Origin of the sequence: Bacillus cereus group sp. N12 (genome assembly GCF_016483575.1) — a bacterium.
GTDB classification, from domain to species: domain Bacteria; phylum Bacillota; class Bacilli; order Bacillales; family Bacillaceae_G; genus Bacillus_A; species Bacillus_A toyonensis.
The window spans coordinates 1-13015 of the sequence record NZ_JAEHBO010000036.1; the positions used below are offsets into that span (position 1 = coordinate 1).

Consider the following 13015-nt stretch of genomic DNA (forward strand, 5'->3'; position numbering starts at 1 on the left):
CAGCAAGGGAACAACGGAAGAGGGTCTCAACAAGGAAATAATGAAAATCAGCAAGGGAACAACGGAAGAGGGTCTCAACAAGGAAATAATGAAAATCAGCAAGGGAACAACGGAAGAGGGTCTCAGCAAGAAAATAGAGGACATCAGTAAGGGAATGAAAAGAAGAATCCATAAAAAATGGAAGTGAGAGATTTATTTCAAAGCTAATAGGATTTATTATTCTATATTTCTATTAAGAAGGGGTATGTAAAAGATATAATGAAGAAAAAAATTCAACAAGAGAAAGATAAAGTAAAGCCTGTTTTTTATGATCCGAAAGGAAGAAGAAACATAGCTTTTAGTTGGTTGCTATGTATCGCAATAGTTAGCTTAAGTATTGTATTTTATTTTTTCTTTCAAAGTATTTTTTCAACGCCAGAAATTCCAAATATGAATACCGCTGTACAACAAGATAATAAACTTGTACCTATTAATCAAAAACTTAGTGATCAGCAGTTAAAGAAGGAAGAATTCAAACCAAGTACCGAAACGAAGGATAATAAAAATTTGGTTAATACGTCGAACGATAGTAAAAACTCTAAAGAAGTTTATGGTTTTTATGTAAACTGGGATGAAAATAGTACAGCTTCTTTAAAAGAAAATATCGATTCCTTAACTACGTTAGTACCAGAGTGGTATCATTTAAAAGCAGATTTAACGATTAGAAGTGAGATAAAACCTGAGATAGTAAAGTTGGCAGAAAAAAATCAAGTGAAGATTATGCCTTTGCTTACTAACTATACTGAGGAAGCTTCGGGCCCTGATAGTGGACTTGTTCATAAGTTACTGAATTCCCCAGATGATGTAAAGACAAAGTTTATTAATGATTTAGTAAAGCAAGTTGAAAAGAATCGATTTTCGGGTATTAATATTGACTTTGAGGCAATACCCGAGAGCGATAGAGAAAACTTAACAAAATTCATGCAGGAACTTACTACGGTCTTTCATAAACATCATTTGCTCGTTACGCAAGATGTCCCTGCTAATGATACAGCTTTCGATTATGGTGCGTTAGCCAAAGTAATAGATCGAATGATTGTAATGATGTATGACGAGCACTATGGTGCAGGGGCGCCAGGACCAATTGCTTCAAATAAATGGTTCGAACATACGCTCAATGAACTAGATATACCGTCTGAGAAACTTATAGTTGCTTTCGGTAACTATGGATATGATTGGGAAGTGAATAGTAAAGAAGCTGCGAAGTCTTTAACTTTTTCAGAAGTTATGGCAATGGCTCACGATTCAAATATAAAAATTCAATGGGATAAGATGAGTGGAAACCCTTATTTTCGATATAAAACAGAAGAGAAAGAACATACTGCTTGGTTCTTAGATAGTGTTACTCTTTATAATCAAGTGAAAATAGCAATGAACAACAATGCAAAGGGGTTTGCACTATGGAGATTAGGAGCAGAAGATCCTACTATATGGAAAGTTTTAAAAAATCCGATTGAAGTACAAAATAATCCTGATGCATTACATAAAATTGCTAGTTTAGATGAAGTGAATTATTCAGGACAAGGTGAAATTTTACAGATTGAGAATGAAAGACAAAATGGATTAAGAGATTATAAAGCAGGTAAAAATGGTTATCTTACAGATGAAGTATATCAATCATTACCATCTGCATACGAAGTGCAATGTTATGGAAAACCAAAAGGAAAACAAGTAGTATTAACATTTGATGATGGACCAGATCCTAAATACACACCGGAAATTCTAGATATATTAAAAGAGAATAATATAAAAGCAGCTTTTTTTGTACTTGGTGAAAACGCGCAACTAAATGCTAGTATTGTGAAAAGAATATACGATGAAGGACATGAAATAGGTAATCATACCTTCAAGCATCCTAACGTAGCTAATACGTCTTTACTACGAACAAAAGTAGAGCTGAATACAACGCAACGTCTAATTCAAGAAATAACTGGACATTCTACTGTTTTATTTAGGCCACCATATGAAGCGGATGCTAATCCAGATTCATCAAATGAAATAATGCCTATTTTGCGTGCGCAAAATATGAACTATACAATGGTGGCAGAAAAAGTTGATCCTGAGGACTGGGCGACGCCATCAACAAATGAATTGGTAAAGCGTACTCTTAATCCGATTTATAAGGGAGAGGGAAATATTATTCTTCTTCATGATGCAGGAGGGAATCGTACCCATACGGTAGAGGCGCTACCGATCATTATTAAAGACCTTAAAAAGCATGGATATAGTTTTGTAACAATTTCAGATTTAATGAATAAAGAACGCGATGAAGTTATGCCACCTGTTTCTTCTGAGGGTAAGCAATATTTACTTTACAATAAAGCTGTCTTTTCAGGAGCGGGATATGCAAAGCATATATTAACAACGATTTTTTATATTGCTATTGGATTAGGTATTTTTCGATTCCTATTTTTAATTTATTTTGCATACAAGCAGAAAAAGACAGTAAGCGCTCGCTTATTTACTAATTCTTCTTATCAACCTTTCGTTACTGTTGTCATAGCAGCATATAATGAAGAAAAGGTGATAGCTAAGACGATTCGCTCCATTTTGGATAGTGATTATAGAGAGTTTGAAGTTATTGTTGTGGATGACGGATCGAAAGATGGTACGTCAAAAGTAATGGAAGAAACATTTTATAAGCATCCTAAAGTTCGTTTAATTCAGAAAGAAAACGGCGGGAAATCATCGGCAATGAATTTAGGGTTTCAGCAATCACGAGGAGAAATCATTGTTACGTTAGATGCGGATACTATTATTGCACAAGATGCTATTTCTTTAATGATTAGACACTTTGAAGATCATAATGTAGCGGCAGTTTCAGGGAATGTTAAAGTTGGAAATAGACGGAATTTATTGACTACTTGGCAACATGTTGAGTATATTACAGGATTTAACTTAGAACGTAGAGCTTTTGATGAGTTAAATTGTATTACAGTTGTTCCTGGAGCGATTGGAGCATGGCGTAAAAAGAATGTAGTTGAATCTGGTTATTTAAGCGAAGACACATTGGCAGAAGATACGGATCTTACTATTACATTTTTACGTCAAGGACATAGAATTGTATATGAAGAAAAAGCATATGCTTTTACGGAGTCACCTGAAGATGTGAAAAGTCTCATTAAACAACGATATCGTTGGTCATACGGTACACTCCAATGTCTTTGGAAACATCGAAAAGCGCTGTTTCATTCCAAATATAAAGCATTAGGATTTATTGCATTGCCCAATATGTGGTTATTCCAATATGTTCTGCAATTTATTGCACCTTTAGCAGATATATTAATGATTATGGGGCTTTTTGGTAGCAATCCGCTAAAAGTATTAGGATTTTATCTTGTATTCTTTGTCATAGATCTTCTCGCTTCACTATTTGCATTTAAATTAGAGAAAGAGAATCCAAAACCATTAGCATGGTTAATTTTACAACGCTTTATTTATCGTCAATTTATGACGTATGTAGTCATTAAATCTATATTCTCATCGATTCGAGGAGTAGCAGTAGGGTGGAATAAACTAAAGAGAATGGGGAGTGTTAAACATTCCACGGAACATCAGGAGGCATCATAAGAGAGCAGATTATCTGCTCTCTTTTTCATTGATTTTAGCTAGTTGAATATAGAGTAGTAACATAAAACCTTCTGCTTCCATAACGAAATTTCTATTCATTACTGATAGTGAAACGTTATGTTAAGACACTCCTTTGTTTTCGGGGTAAAGTTTTTTTATATTTTTTTAAAATGACGGACACAAAAACATATATGCTTACGAATTATATATATGGATATCATTAATATTTATATAAAAGGGGAGAAAGAAACATGAAAGAAAAAAAAGAAATGTATGTAGAAATCGCTGAAGTATTAAAGGTATTGGCACATCCTGTCCGTTTATCCTTAGTAAAAATAATGCTTGCAAAAGGCGCTACAAATGTAACAACAATGTATGGGAATTTACAAATGCCCCAAAGTACAATTAGTCAACATTTATCCAAACTAAAGGCTGCTAAAATCGTAACAGGTACTCGAAAAGGATTAGAAATTTATTATGAGGTAACGGACAATCGTACAAAAGCGATATTAGCAAGCTTAGTTTAAATGCTGACTTTCTAGACTTCAAAATTAAGAAGATGCTACGAAAGTAGTTCTGTGGTTATAATTTTTAAGAGTTTTATACAAGAGCTATATTTATAAGAATATGTAATTTTCTTTCCCTACAGTTAGTTTTTTTGAGAAGTCAGCGTTTTGTTAGCTTCATAGTGATGTGACGATGCATAATGACTATGAAGCTAACAAAATAAATCTCCCAAAAGAATTTTTTGTTTTGGGGGATACTGCCCATGCCTATCAGCCTAATAATTTTATAACACCGCAAAACGAGAGAATGTACATTTTCACATGAAGATGCACATTCTCTCATTTTTGATATAGTTGTATTTTTTAGCTTGATAGCCATATGTGTACTACCACGAATAGAACGGTACCTTTTATATATCTTCTTTCGTAATAGTAACCCCATATTCCCTATAAAAATCTAAAATTGCAGATGGATTCACACCCAAATCTAATAGATTTTCCGGAAAGTAAATTTCAGAATCTGGAACCACAATATCAGATGTTTGTAAAATGTTCTCTGCTTGGACAGCTGCTCCTAAAGCGGTAAGATGGGTCTGTCCTAACGGATCTGATATGTTCACACATCGACTATGCAATACACCAGTAGCATCATAACCTTTAAGGTGAATAACTATGTTATGTGCACTTCCTCTTCCGGGTTTATAGAGAATATTTTTCCGCAAATCGGTAAATTTTTCTCCGCTAATCATTTTCCAAATCCCTGTATTCACCAGAGAGACCAGTCCATATGTAGATATTTTACTATCAAAAGCAATACGAAAGTTAGCCGAAACAGCATGAATTGATTCTGGCAGGGTTACGTGATCAGGGGTATCCAAACGATAACATTTGGTTATATAACCGTTAGGAAAGCGGACTTTGATTGGATCAGTCATTGGATAAGCCTGTCGCATTCCCTCTCCAGCTTTAACTTCAAATGGAATAGTTAACCGGTCCATATATGCTGTTGAATTTGGCCCTGCTTTGTCTTGAAGAGAATATAGTGCGTTGATATCAACCGTAACCTCTTGAAGATCTTTTGAATAAATTTTAGCAAAAAGGGCTGCTGTCCCTCCCATCCACCCTGAAGCTAATACAACAGGGGATTGGACCTCAACATTTTTTAATCGATCAATAGAACTCTTAAAGCGTTCAGTCCAACGAGTAATGTCAACCAATGGAAAATTTTTTCGAACTGCAGATAGAAGTAGTCTATCTTGCGGGTCATTAACTGCATTAACAACTACTGTGAAATTATCATCCAAATTTCTTAAAGGATCATCTGTTGTATTGTCTACATTGACTATTTTTACTCTCTCTGATTCAAAAGGTAACGTTTTCCCTAAGGTTCTTCCCCCTAATCTAATTTCCAAATCAGGATGTCGATCATGTAAAATTTGAGCAATTTGACTACCAACAACACCATACCCACCAACAATTAACACTGTTTTCTTATTCATCTGAAACCTCCATTTTAATTAGTATGAGATTATAAGTTTAAATGATTAAAAACTTAAACATTTCAACATAATGTCGCTAAAAAAAGGGACAAAAGGTGTCCCTAAACTATAAATGAGTACCTAATTCTTACATTCATCTTCAACTAAAGAAACAAGTTCTTTTAAAAGATTTATTGTTTCATTAAATTCAAGACAATAATACATTTCAGTGCCTTTTTTCTGAGCTCGAAGTAACCCTGATTGTTTCAATATTTTCAAATGATGAGATACAGTAGGTCTTGACATGGGAATATGCTCCGCAATTTGCGTCACATTCAAGCTATCTTTATCAATTAAAAGCGATACAATTTGCTGACGAGTTGGATCTCCCAACCCTTGAAAACATGGTCTTAAATTTTCTAAAATATGCATTACTTTATCATTACAGTTCATTTCGTTAACATTACCTTCCGTTTAATAATTTAATCATTTAAACGTATTATAAATTACATTACTATCTAGTGCAATAAAGAAGTAGCACCAACTTTAAGCATAAACAACCATTTTTGATTTTCCAGATTTGTAAGAATGTCGGTTCTTTTTTCTGTAACAATTGCCAAATCCATTCCAGCTACAACCAGGATAAACACACGAAATTCACGAAACCTATATCGGATTGTATCAAAAGCTTCCAACTCAAGTGATCCTGCTTCGCTTGTTTATCCTCCTACAGAAAAACGGGTGAAAGTTCCACTGTTAAGAGAAAAAGACAGTCTTTAATATTTTAGGTATGGAGAAAAGTGTTCTTTAATGGTAGAATCAGGTAACTCTAAAGATCATGTTGAATTGTTTAATGAAGCTGTGCGTAATGAAGGATTAAGGAAACTGGAAAGAATTGTAATTCTACATTGGCACTGGGATCATATTTTAGGGATGCATGCAGTGGAAGGAATTACAATTGCCCACAAAAGAACGAATGATAAATTAGCAGAATTGGCTATGTGGGAATGGACAGATTCTGAAATGAAAAAGAGAGTAGCAGAGGTTGAGATTGAATTTGTAGATACTTGTATACGTAAAGAGTATCCTTTGTTATCTGAAATAGGAGTAGTGACTTCCGATATTTCCTTCAACGGTTATATGGAAATTGATTTAGGAGGTATTGTTGCACAATTACATCATGTAACCTCTCCACATAGTGACGATTCTGTTTACATATTTGTACCTCAAGAAAAAGTATTATTTATTGGCGATGCTGTTGGAGTGGATTATTATAATAATTGCCACTTAGATAAAGAAAAATTGAGGTCTTTAATTACAGCGATGGAAGGATTTGATTTTGATATTTGTGTAGTAGGGCGTGCTGAGCCAGTAAGCAAATCAAATCTTGTTAATATCATGAATTTTCTACTGGAACGTTAAGAAAGATTGTGCCCCCATAATTCTAGTTTTCTTCTTTATTAACTCTTAAAAGTATGAATCTATATCAAATGGGGGTAATCTATTTTCTTAACTTAATAGTTATGTGACAATACTCCTATTACATAATTTCAAAAGAATTCTTTGTATAGAAGATGTAACAAAGTAGGTAGAATTCTTTTAGTCATTTAATCTTTTCATCTGATGATCTTTTCCCCATTCAAATAGTTCATTCATAATATGCATTAAAGATTTTCCGTGTTCACTTAGTGTGTACTCAACCTTTGGTGGTACTTCTTGATATACGGTACGATGGATAATCCCATCAGCTTCAAGTTGCCGCAGTTGCTGTGTAAGAACCTTTTGTGTAAGGTTTGGAATTTCTCGTTTAATTTCATTTGTTCGCATTTTTCCATCCATCAAAACACATAAAATATAAACTTTCCATTTTCCGCCGATTACATCGAGTGTCGTTGCAATTGGGCAGTCATCATTTTGATTCATAAAACACCTCCAAAGGTACCTCAAGGTTCCTATAGTACCTGAAAGTACGTACTTTTCAATTATATGTGACTCATTCATACTAATACTAAAGGGTTTGAATTATTTATAAGGGGGAAGAAAATATATGAAAACACTTGTAATTGTAGCACATCCTGATATTGAAAAGTCTCGAATTAATAAAAGATGGGTAGAAGAACTTGAGAAACATTCTGATGAAATTACGGTGCATGAACTATATAAAGCGGCACCAAATTGGGAGTTTAATGTTGAAGAGGAACAAAAGCTATTAGTAGAACACGACCGATATATATTTCAATTTCCATTCTACTGGTACAGCTCACCACCACTATTAAAAAAATGGTTTGACGATGTATTAACATATGGATTTGCTTACGGATCTAAAGGGGATAAAGTGAAGGGAAAAGAGTTTGGTGTAGCTATTTCTATAGGTGGATTAGAAACAGACTATGAAAATAGCGGGATCACAATGATTGAGTTGACGAAACCATTTCACGCTACAAGCTTATACACGGGAATGGAATTTATACCTTCGTTTTATTTATATGGTGCAGAATATAAGCTAAGTGATGAAGAGATTAATAATAGTGCGCCTGAGTATGTGCAATATGTGATGAATAAGAAGTATTCTAATATATAAGGAGAAATAGCCATTTACTTGATAAGTAGATGGCTATTTTTAAATCCCGCTATTTGTGGACAGCAGGACTCCTACCTCAAAAATCAGCGAATACGAGGGAGTTAGGTGAGATTTGGGCTGCCTGCAAAAGCCCGATTGGTGAGGGCTGATTAAAGTTTGACTTTATTCGTTTTAAATTCACTAAGTGTAATCTTTAGTAAATTAATAGTTAATCTGATAAAATAAAAACCCTAACATATATAAAGGGGAGTTTTACTTGAGAACGATGCGACAATTATTACAAAAGAGAGCAATGCAATCACCAAATTTGGAAGCGCTTGTAGGCGGAGAAAAAAGATATTCATTTCAGCAGTATAATGAACGAGTAAATCAGTTTGCGCATTATTTGTTACATAACGGTGTGCAAAGAGGGGATCGTATAGGAATCTTATGCAAAAATAATCACCCGTTTCCAAGCGTTATGATGGCAAGCTTAAAAATTGGAGCGGTATTTATTCCGCTAAATCATCAGCTTACTGTTTATGAACTAGAAACGATTGTAAAAGAAGCGAAATTAAAAGTATTAGTTATTGATGAAGAATTTAGTGAAATTTTATTAAAAATTGATGCCGTTAAAGAAATTCCTTATGTAATTAAAACGACAAAAGAAGGCTTCGGTTCATTTGAATTAAAATTACAAGAACAGCCGATGACAGAACCGAACGTAGAAGTTCATGAAGATGATGATGCAATTTATTTATTTACTTCAGGAACGACTGGACAGGCAAAAGCATGTGTAATTGGTCATAAAAACTTACATCACTATTTTGCTGAGGTTGCGGGACAAAGAGAAATTCCAGCAGGTGAACGCTTTTTATCCGTGCATCCATTGTTTCATATGAGTGGCGTGCTTTCTATTTTAAATTGCATTTATCATGGTGTTACGATGATTTTCTTAGCTGATTCGAATCCTACTCTTATTTGGGATAAGATTGAAGAAGAGAAAATTACTACGATGCTTGCATTCCCGGCTGTTTATAGCTACATGCTTGATGAACTAAATAAAAAAGAACGTAACATTTCAACCTTTAAAGTAGCACAAAGCGGTGGAACAAAAGTGCCAGAAACGCTCATTCAAAAATATTTGGAAAAAGGAATCTATATGGTGCAAGGCTATGGTAGTACAGAAGGTTGGGTTGTAACTTCATGGCATCCAATGATGGGAAAAGAAAAGATGTCTTCTGTAGGGAAAACACTAAAACATGTAGAGTTAAAAATTGTTCACCCAGAAACAGGACATGAACTAACAACAAATGAAGTTGGAGAGATACATGTAAGAAGTCCATACATGTTTAAAGGGTATTGGAATAATGAAAAGGCGACAAAGAAGGTAGTAAAAGATAATTGGTTTAACATGGGCGATGCTGGCATGATAGATGACGATGGATTCTTGCATATTATGGGAAGATATAAAGATGTTATTATACGCGGTGGTGACAACGTATATCCAGACCAAGTAGAAGATATTATTCATGAAATACATGGTGTTTTAGAAGTTGCAGTAGTTGGAGTTCCCAATGATTTTTGGGGAGAGGTTCCAACAGCGTATATTGTAAAAGACATTCAAACATTTTTAACAGAAGAAGAGATTATGCAGCATTGTAAAGAAAAATTGGCAAGCTATAAAATACCAGAAGTTGTATTTATGGAAGAATTACCGAAAAATGCTTTAGGGAAAGTGTTGAAGAGGGAATTAAGGGATGCTTTTTTTGCGAAATAAAAAGGGTATTAAATAATGAGAAATCCAGTTATGTAGTATGTATAACTGGATTTTTGTTTATAAAAAACATAATAATTTACTAAATTTTGTATTTTGTGTAAGATGATAAAGAATATTCAATCAATAACCGAGGGTGAGATATAAATGAAACTTCAGGTGAATGTATTGAACCAGGGGTAGGGGAAACGAAGTGGTGAAGAACGATCTTACAGTTATCAAAAATTTATTTGGCTCTTCTAAAAAAGTATTAAATGGCTTACCAAATGCAGTCACAATTGAAGAAATAGAAGAGGATGTTCTTTATGATGTACAAACTTATACAGAGAAGATATGTAGATTTGAAGAGGTTTGTTTTAACTGGGAGTTAAAAAGAGCGAGTATTGTATTAAACAAAAGGTTTAATGGTTATAACTCAAGTGCGAGAGTGTTACTTGATGCAGGTTTTTCTTTGCACGCAGCAAAAATAGAAGTGTGTAGAGGGTTAAACAATGTAGAGGCGCTTGAAAAACAATATACATATTGTTCAATAGAAGAAACATTATCGGAAAAAGAATTTAAATATATTTGGGAACAATGTATGTTGGATTCAGGGAATCAAACTTCAATTTTAACTATCGATGAGCATTTTTATTCAGTGCAAACAGAGTTAGGTAAGGGCTGGGAAAAGTCATGTATTGTTTTTTATGATAAAAATGAGCCAATTGGTATGTCCATACCGCATATAGAATCTGGAACAGAAAGTGAAGGGCGGTTATTTTATTTTGGGGTAATGCCTTATTGTCGCGGGAAAGGAATTGCTTCCCAACTACATCTTCAATCTCTACATATGTTAAAGGAAATGGGTGCTACTTATTATATTGGGAGCACACATACGTCGAATGAAAAGATGCAGAGGATATTTTGGAGAAATAATTGTTTGTTGAAAACGGAGATAGAGCTTTATTATAAAATTTTTAATGAGGGTTAGAAAAAGCCCGGCATATAACCGGGACTTCTCCTTATCTATTCAACACTTCAATATATGAAGCATTTCCCGTTGTTCTTAAAGCGGAGCGAAAATTATTATTTTCTAAAGTCTCAGCAACTTGTTTTAATTGCTGCGCATCATCGTGGTGAATAAGTAAACTGTCTGCGCCACTTTCTTCTATATGAATGTGTTCGACATTTCCAATCGCATCATGTACAGCTTTTAAAAATTCAGGTTTCATATTGTCCTCCTATATGTATGTAACGTTGTTATTTAGTATTTCCTTATTTATGAAATATAAAAGTAAATGAAAGGAGAAATGAAAATGAATATAACGCAGTTTAACGAACATATAAAATCGCTATTTGGAGAGCATCTTCATAAATACGGCGATGATGAATATGGTTATACTCATATAAGTAAAGAGGAGTTTCACAAAATCGGTTACACAACAAATTTGACACTAGAGACGATTGAGGAAGCGTATAAAAATGGAGTCGATATGATAGTTACACATCATGCTCCTTGGAATTTTTTGTTTGGCATGGAAGAGGCTTGTATTGAGAAATTAAAACAATATGAAATGAATCATTTTTGGATTCATTTGCCGTTAGATTTTATTGAATTTGGTACGTGTACGTCATTATTTAATGAAATGGGGATAGATACAATTCTAGAATACTCTACGTATGAGGAAGAGGAATTACCTGGAATAGGAGAATTTGAAGAAGCGATTGCATTTTCAAACTTGGTTGAAAAACTTGAAGAAAGAATGGAAGAGAAAGTGAAGAGCTGGAGGAATCACGATAAACCAATAAAACGGATTGCGATTTTAACTGGTGCAGGTAACAATACAAATTTGATTGAGCGAGCATTAGAAAAAGGTTGTGATACGTATATAACAGGAGAAAAAACATTATATACAGTGCAACATGCAAAATTTAAAGGTATCAACTTAATAGTAGGTAGCCACACATTTACAGAAGTGTTTGGTGTAGAAAGTTTGGCTCGTAAATTACAAGAGAGAGATCGTGCAATAGAAATTACTAGATTAAATGAAGATCATTTGGAATAAAGAAATCGCATCGCAATATCATAAATGGAATGAATTATATGATGAAGTAATGAAAGTGTAATTTGTTATATTAAGATGGGTGGGAGGAATCCCCTTATGTCTGTCAAATAATAGTAAAGTTTCCTTTTGAATTAAGGGAATATTCAGAGTGTAAGGGTGAGGGAATGGACATTTCAATAATCGCTGCACAACTAGTTAAAGAGAAGGTTATTTTACATTATCCAAAAAACATGAAAGGTTTGAACGGGGGAACGACAAGTACGATATATTTGTTGGATGAACAATACGTTGTAAAACTGAATGAATCGGATGTAATACGTGAAGAAGCTTATTTTCTTCAGTTTTATAAAAAGAATGATGCGTTTCCAAAGCTTTTATATAAGGATCCGTTAAGTCGATATATTGTTTATTCATTTCTTGAGGGGACTACTTCGTGCAAATCTGGCCATAAACGAAGTATACTGTGCAAACTTGTAAAGGATGTTATCAATAAGTATGAAAAAATTCCAAAGGTGAGTGGCTGGGGATGGAAGGACAGTACGGTTCAATCTTGGAATGAATTTTTAACAGTAACTGTGATGGAAGCTCACGAAAATGTAAAGTCGTACATAAGTGATGAAGAATGTAGACTTGTTTTTAAGTTAGCAAATAGTCCGAATAGAGGGGCTGGAATAGATGAGCCATTTTTATTACATGGCGATTTCGGATTCCATAATTTTATAGTTCAAGAGAATAGGTTACATGGAGTAATTGATCCTTTACCAGTATTAGGAGATCCTATATACGATTTAATTTACGCGTTTTGTTCAACTCCGGAAGATTTAACGAAAGAAGCAATTGATTATGTGATGAAACAAAGTGTATTTCATAGAGATGACCGTAATTTATATGAAGAAATGGTCATAGGTTTATATTTGCGGATAGATACGTGTTTAAGACACCACCCGAAAGATTTAGAAGATTATTTAGCAGCTTGGCGTTATTGGATGGGCGAGGTTGAGACTACTTTATAGCACAAATATTTTTGGGGAGATGGTGAG

The 13015-nt window shown here is 34.0% G+C and carries 11 protein-coding genes and 1 pseudogene; 8 read left to right on the forward strand and 4 right to left on the reverse strand.

The genetic code is table 11. The features are described from left to right. Positions 1-258: 258 nt before the first annotated feature. Together JDS92_RS16895 and JDS92_RS16900 are read left to right on the forward strand one after the other, a co-directional pair. Complete coding sequence (locus JDS92_RS16895) at positions 259-3609, forward strand: trifunctional glycoside hydrolase family 18/polysaccharide deacetylase/glycosyltransferase family 2 protein (protein WP_199632188.1); 3351 nt, start codon at positions 259-261, stop codon at positions 3607-3609. Between the two features lie 251 nt (positions 3610-3860). Then, complete coding sequence (locus JDS92_RS16900; RefSeq protein ID WP_000660068.1) at positions 3861-4136, forward strand: ArsR/SmtB family transcription factor; 276 nt, start codon at positions 3861-3863, stop codon at positions 4134-4136. A 389-nt stretch (positions 4137-4525) separates the two neighbouring features. On the opposite strand, the gene JDS92_RS16905 is transcribed toward JDS92_RS16900, so the two are convergent. Together JDS92_RS16905 and JDS92_RS16910 are read right to left on the reverse strand one after the other, a co-directional pair. Next, the gene (locus JDS92_RS16905; protein ID WP_199632189.1) at positions 4526-5614 is read right to left on the reverse strand and encodes a saccharopine dehydrogenase family protein; all 1089 of its coding nucleotides are present in this window, start codon (positions 5612-5614) and stop codon (positions 4526-4528) included. Between the two features lie 120 nt (positions 5615-5734). Beyond that, the gene (locus JDS92_RS16910; RefSeq protein WP_199632190.1) at positions 5735-6046 is read right to left on the reverse strand and encodes an ArsR/SmtB family transcription factor; all 312 of its coding nucleotides are present in this window, start codon (positions 6044-6046) and stop codon (positions 5735-5737) included. Between the two features lie 351 nt (positions 6047-6397). On the opposite strand from JDS92_RS16910, the pseudogene JDS92_RS16915 reads away from it, so the two are divergent. Beyond that, positions 6398-7015, forward strand: a pseudogene (locus JDS92_RS16915) (MBL fold metallo-hydrolase); the annotation flags it as partial. 177 nt (positions 7016-7192) lie between these two features. On the opposite strand, the gene JDS92_RS16920 reads toward JDS92_RS16915, so the two are convergent. Then, positions 7193-7516, reverse strand: a complete 324-nt coding sequence (locus JDS92_RS16920) for a winged helix-turn-helix transcriptional regulator (RefSeq protein ID WP_001072968.1) — start codon at positions 7514-7516, stop codon at positions 7193-7195. Between the two features lie 124 nt (positions 7517-7640). On the opposite strand from JDS92_RS16920, the gene JDS92_RS16925 reads away from it, so the two are divergent. The 3 genes from JDS92_RS16925 (at position 7641) to JDS92_RS16935 (ending at position 10900) form a co-directional block, all read left to right on the forward strand. Beyond that, positions 7641-8174, forward strand: coding sequence for an NAD(P)H-dependent oxidoreductase (locus JDS92_RS16925; RefSeq protein ID WP_087970313.1), 534 nt, complete (start codon positions 7641-7643; stop codon positions 8172-8174). A gap of 256 nt (positions 8175-8430) precedes the next feature. Next, a complete protein-coding gene (locus tag JDS92_RS16930) occupies positions 8431-9933 on the forward strand; it encodes a class I adenylate-forming enzyme family protein (protein ID WP_199632191.1) in 1503 nt (500 codons plus the stop codon). A gap of 190 nt (positions 9934-10123) precedes the next feature. Then, positions 10124-10900, forward strand: coding sequence for a GNAT family N-acetyltransferase (locus tag JDS92_RS16935; RefSeq protein ID WP_087970314.1), 777 nt, complete (start codon positions 10124-10126; stop codon positions 10898-10900). Positions 10901-10931: 31 nt separating this feature from the next. Here JDS92_RS16935 and JDS92_RS16940 read toward each other — a convergent pair whose 3' ends face one another. Continuing rightward, the gene (locus tag JDS92_RS16940) at positions 10932-11141 is read right to left on the reverse strand and encodes a hypothetical protein (protein ID WP_000801649.1); all 210 of its coding nucleotides are present in this window, start codon (positions 11139-11141) and stop codon (positions 10932-10934) included. A gap of 84 nt (positions 11142-11225) precedes the next feature. Between JDS92_RS16940 and JDS92_RS16945 the strand changes: the two genes are divergently transcribed. After that, positions 11226-11975 carry a Nif3-like dinuclear metal center hexameric protein gene (locus tag JDS92_RS16945; protein ID WP_001027988.1) on the forward strand — a complete coding sequence of 250 codons (750 nt, stop codon included), beginning with the start codon at positions 11226-11228 and terminating at the stop codon, positions 11973-11975. 164 nt (positions 11976-12139) lie between these two features. Continuing rightward, positions 12140-12988, forward strand: a complete 849-nt coding sequence (locus JDS92_RS16950; RefSeq protein ID WP_199632192.1) for a phosphotransferase — start codon at positions 12140-12142, stop codon at positions 12986-12988. Positions 12989-13015: the final 27 nt, after the last annotated feature.

What these genes read in the sequence shown, in the direction of transcription:
- JDS92_RS16910 (WP_199632190.1), bottom strand. Translation starts at nt 6,046, where the DNA reads ATGAACTGTAATGATAAAGTAATGCATATTTTAGAAAATTTAAGACCA.
- JDS92_RS16940 (WP_000801649.1), bottom strand. Translation starts at nt 11,141, where the DNA reads ATGAAACCTGAATTTTTAAAAGCTGTACATGATGCGATTGGAAATGTC.
- JDS92_RS16950 (WP_199632192.1), top strand. Translation starts at nt 12,140, where the DNA reads ATGGACATTTCAATAATCGCTGCACAACTAGTTAAAGAGAAGGTTATT.
- JDS92_RS16895 (WP_199632188.1), top strand. Translation starts at nt 259, where the DNA reads ATGAAGAAAAAAATTCAACAAGAGAAAGATAAAGTAAAGCCTGTTTTT.
- JDS92_RS16925 (WP_087970313.1), top strand. Translation starts at nt 7,641, where the DNA reads ATGAAAACACTTGTAATTGTAGCACATCCTGATATTGAAAAGTCTCGA.
- JDS92_RS16905 (WP_199632189.1), bottom strand. Translation starts at nt 5,614, where the DNA reads ATGAATAAGAAAACAGTGTTAATTGTTGGTGGGTATGGTGTTGTTGGT.
- JDS92_RS16945 (WP_001027988.1), top strand. Translation starts at nt 11,226, where the DNA reads ATGAATATAACGCAGTTTAACGAACATATAAAATCGCTATTTGGAGAG.
- JDS92_RS16920 (WP_001072968.1), bottom strand. Translation starts at nt 7,516, where the DNA reads ATGAATCAAAATGATGACTGCCCAATTGCAACGACACTCGATGTAATC.
- JDS92_RS16900 (WP_000660068.1), top strand. Translation starts at nt 3,861, where the DNA reads ATGAAAGAAAAAAAAGAAATGTATGTAGAAATCGCTGAAGTATTAAAG.